This window comes from Pseudomonas sp. K5002 (assembly GCF_013386655.1).
In the GTDB taxonomy this organism is placed as follows: Bacteria; Pseudomonadota; Gammaproteobacteria; order Pseudomonadales; family Pseudomonadaceae; genus Aquipseudomonas.
This window is the reverse complement of the sequence record NZ_JACARK010000449.1, coordinates 1-3,712: the sequence shown is the minus strand read 5'-3', so window position 1 is coordinate 3,712 and position 3,712 is coordinate 1. Positions and strand designations below refer to the sequence as shown.

General features: G+C 59.9%; 4 protein-coding genes and 1 pseudogene. 3 read left to right on the top strand and 2 right to left on the bottom strand.

Annotation, left to right across the window (positions count from 1 at the left end):
* Together HX846_RS20110 and HX846_RS20105 are read left to right on the top strand one after the other, a co-directional pair.
* Positions 1-497 (top strand): annotated as a pseudogene (locus HX846_RS20110) (pyridoxal-phosphate dependent enzyme); the annotation flags it as partial.
* A gap of 526 nt (positions 498-1,023) precedes the next feature.
* Positions 1,024-1,299, top strand: a complete 276-nt coding sequence (locus tag HX846_RS20105; RefSeq protein WP_003215295.1) for a DUF1652 domain-containing protein — start codon at positions 1,024-1,026, stop codon at positions 1,297-1,299.
* A gap of 162 nt (positions 1,300-1,461) precedes the next feature.
* On the opposite strand, the gene HX846_RS20100 is transcribed toward HX846_RS20105, so the two are convergent.
* The gene (locus tag HX846_RS20100; RefSeq protein WP_003215297.1) at positions 1,462-1,722 is read right to left on the bottom strand and encodes a DUF2790 domain-containing protein; all 261 of its coding nucleotides are present in this window, start codon (positions 1,720-1,722) and stop codon (positions 1,462-1,464) included.
* Between the two features lie 278 nt (positions 1,723-2,000).
* Between HX846_RS20100 and aqpZ the strand changes: the two genes are divergently transcribed.
* Positions 2,001-2,693: an aquaporin Z gene (gene aqpZ / locus HX846_RS20095; RefSeq protein WP_087692691.1), complete on the top strand. Its 693-nt coding sequence runs from the start codon at positions 2,001-2,003 to the stop codon at positions 2,691-2,693.
* 2 nt (positions 2,694-2,695) lie between these two features.
* Here the strand turns inward: aqpZ and HX846_RS20090 are convergent.
* The coding region (locus HX846_RS20090) for an autotransporter outer membrane beta-barrel domain-containing protein (protein WP_178965968.1) at positions 2,696-3,712 on the bottom strand (1,017 nt) is incomplete at its 5' end.

Here is a 3,712-nt window from a genome sequence, read left to right as displayed (position 1 = left end):
AGGGCACCGTGGGCATGGAAGTGCTGCGCCAACAGCAGGGCCCGCTGGACGCGATCTTTGTCCCCGTGGGCGGCGGCGGATTGATCGCCGGTATCGCGGCCTACGTCAAATACCTGCGCCCCGAAGTGCGCATCATCGGCGTCGAGCCCGAAGGCTCCAGTTGCCTGCTGGCAGCCTTGCGCGCCGGGAGCCGGGTGGTGCTGCCGAGCGTCGACAGCTTTGCCGACGGGACTGCCGTGGCCCAGATAGGCGCCCATGGTTTTGAAATCTGCCGACACCACGTGGATGAGGTGATCACCGTCAGCAATGACGAACTGTGCAGCGCCATCAAGCTGATCTACGACGATACGCGATCAATTACCGAACCTTCGGGGGCGCTGGCGGTGGCGGGTATCCGCAAGCATGTCGCGAAGACCGGGATCCAGGGACAAACATGGGTGGCGATCAACTCGGGGGCCAATATTAACTTTGATAGTTTGCGACATGTTGCCGAACGAGTGGCGGCTCAAGCAGATTAAACGTTTAATCTAATGAAAATTTAATGTTAGTCGCAGCCACCCGTTTGGAGGGTGTTTATTTCCGCTGGAAATAGTTTCGGCAAGGCGCTTGTTTTTACGGTCTTTCAATTTGCATGACGCCAACCGGTGCTTATTGCAGGATGCATGAGTCGGTGGCCGGTATTTCGTTCGAATATGCCGATTTTCCTGGGCCTTGGCAGGCCATGCCCGACGGCATGTTTAATGCTTCATAAGATCCTGTTACAACTCTGAATGAGCAACAAATATCGCTGTTGATCCCCCAAACGAACGGGTTAATGGCGGTCTGCCACGTAACTTATATAAGTAACGTTGTCGCTTATGAGGAAAGGATCCAACGCAACTCTGAACGGCCTAGTAGGCTGGGTACGTGAAGCCGTCTGCCAGGGTTGGCAAGGCGCAAAAAGGTGAACGTCTCATCACGGTCGCCAGCAATAAGAATATTGATAAAAATCGATTGGCAATCTCATAAAAGGAGAGGTCGGCCATGCTTTCGGATCTGGAACTACGCGGCATCATTGAAGGAAGTTTTCTGCCCAAGCGCTGTGAAGTCACCAAGGCGTCGGACGCCTCGCTGACGGTCAAGGTCTATCACGAGATCGATCATGACCGGGTCGACCTGGTGGTCACCGGCATTTGCGCCAACAAGCTCGACAGCAGTCGGGCGATCTGCAACTTGATTACCGAGTTGCGTGAAGACCTCAAGCATACCCACACCCAGGCCCCGGCCCTCAAACGAGCCGGCGCGCGTCCTTTCTATTAAACGGACGGTTGAGCTTCAGTCAGTGAAGACTTGCGGGCCTGGATAAATGCCAGGCCCAACGCCGTTTTCGTGATCCTTTCGGCCGTGGAGCGGCCGGCAAGGGTAACGCCTGGCGACCGCAGGAGCGAGCTCGCTCACCCCTGCAACGGCGCTGCAATCACATCAGTTCTGGAAATCACACGCCTCGGACATTTTGCGATAACCCACGTCCTGGACTTTCCCTTGGCTGTCCACGAACTTGATATCGGCGTTGATCACTTTGCAGACATTGGTGTCGGGTTCGTGCATCGCAAGTACCTTCTGCACATCCATCTTCTCGCCGTAGTGGTAAGGCGTGATGACGGGGGCGGTGTCAGCCTGCGCCATCCCCGTCACAGCCGTCAGGGCCAGTGCAGCGCCGAGCATTAACGTACGCAGTTTCATGGTGTTTCTCCGCAAGTCGTTCGCAGGCCCAACAACGTGATGAGCCGCGGCCGCCCTGGGCAATGGCGGGTGCCATGCGAGTGCGGTCGACTCAACTGTCGTCCGGGGGGATTAACCATCGATTAAGTGAGGCTTTACTGACAAAAGCTTCATCTTCAGCACCGTCGATATCTCGCGCGCTTTAACCGGAAAAGTCTGATACGAGCCGGTTAACCCCGCTTGCTACCGTCGCCGCCGGGTCCATCAATCGGATGGCGTTGGCATTGGGTGGAGTTGGTTTGCAAAAGAAAATCGCAGCAGAATTTCTTGGGACGTTCTGGTTGACCTTCGGCGGGTGCGGCAGCGCGATACTGGCCGCGGCGTTTCCGGAGCTTGGGATCGGCTTTGCCGGTGTCGCCCTGGCCTTTGGCTTGACGGTGCTGAGTATGGCGTACGCGGTGGGCGGTATTTCCGGTGCGCACTTCAACCCGGCGGTGACTATCGGCTTGTGGGTGGGACGCCGGATGCCGGGGGGGGACGTGGTGCCGTACATCATTGCCCAGGTGGCCGGTGCGATTGTCGCCGCCGCCGTGTTGGCGCTGATCGCCAGTGGCCGCCCGGGGTTTGAAGTGGGTGCTTTCGCCGCCAACGGCTATGGCCAGTTGAGCCCCGGGCAGTACAGCCTGCTGGCCGCGTTGGTGGTAGAGGCGGTGGCGACGTTCTTTTTTGTGTTCATCATCATGCGTGTCACCGGCCCGGGTGCGGCGGTCGGGTTTGCGCCGATTGCCATTGGCCTGACCCTGACGCTGATCCACCTGGTGGCCATCCCCGTCACCAACACCTCGGTCAACCCGGCGCGCAGCACCGGGCCGGCATTGTTTGCCGGCGGGGAATACCTGATGCAGTTGTGGCTATTCTGGGCGGCACCGATAGCGGGTGCGGTGGTGGGCGCCATCGTTGCCCGCGCGGTTACCTGCCCCCGGGAGGCGTGAGCCTACCAGCTCATGCGTACCCCGGCGTTACCGCTGAAACCCTCCAGCGTGTTGCTGTCCAGTTGGGTGTTGTAGTCCGCCGCCAGGTACACGCTGACGGTGGACGACAACTTGGCGACAACGCCCACACCGAGGTCGGCAGTGGATGACTTGTGATCGGTTTTAATCCGGTCCACGTCGTCGTAGGTCACCGTGTCACTGCCACCGAAGGTGCGCCAGGCGTTGGCTCGTACATACGGTTCGATCGGGGTGTTCTGCACCAGGTAACGCCCCTTCAGGCGTGCACCGAGGCGGCCGGTCCAGTAGTCCTGGGAGTCGAATGAAACCTTGGAGATGCCGTCATTCTGGTGGTCCATGTCAATCTGCTGGTTGATCACCTGCACCTGGGGTTCCACCACCCAGTGTTCGGAGACGGTAATCGGGTAGCCGGCTTCCGCCGAGAGGGCCAGGGCGTGGCCCTTGTTGTCGATCTTCACGTCACGGTCGGACTTGCTGTCACCGTCGAAGCGCGTGCCCATGGCCACCAGGTCAACGTACCAGCCCTTGGGATCGGTGAGGGTCCAATAGGCGCCGAAGTTATCGCCATCCAGCTTGACCCGCCCGGAGCGGTTGTCCTGGAAGCCCATTGAAAAGCCCTTGATGTCACCTTGCAGGCGGCTTTGGCCGATGAACAGGCCGAAACGCTGGAGCTGTCCGCCGCTGGTCTCGGAGGCGTAGAGGTCATGGCCCACTTGATAGCCCTTGATGGAACCGTCGAAGCTCGGCGATACCGTACCCGACCAGCTCTTGTTGAAGTCACTGCCATAGGCACGGCCCCAGCCCGCCGGAACCGGTCCGGTCTCGCTGAGCAGGCTTTGTTCGCCCTGGCGGTCGTGGAAGGTGCCGAGGGCTTGCAGGGTCATCAACTGCGCGGCCGGGACGACCACCGAGTACACCGGCACCTCCAGGCGATACAACGGGATCGGCTCGGCCCCGGCGATGGCGGCAGGCAACACCGGGTTGCTCGCTGCCGACTCCGG

Excerpts from the sequence above, each read along its gene's own strand:
- HX846_RS20105 (WP_003215295.1), top strand. The coding sequence starts at position 1,024 with ATGCTTTCGGATCTGGAACTACGCGGCATCATTGAAGGAAGTTTTCTG.
- HX846_RS20100 (WP_003215297.1), bottom strand. The coding sequence starts at position 1,722 with ATGAAACTGCGTACGTTAATGCTCGGCGCTGCACTGGCCCTGACGGCT.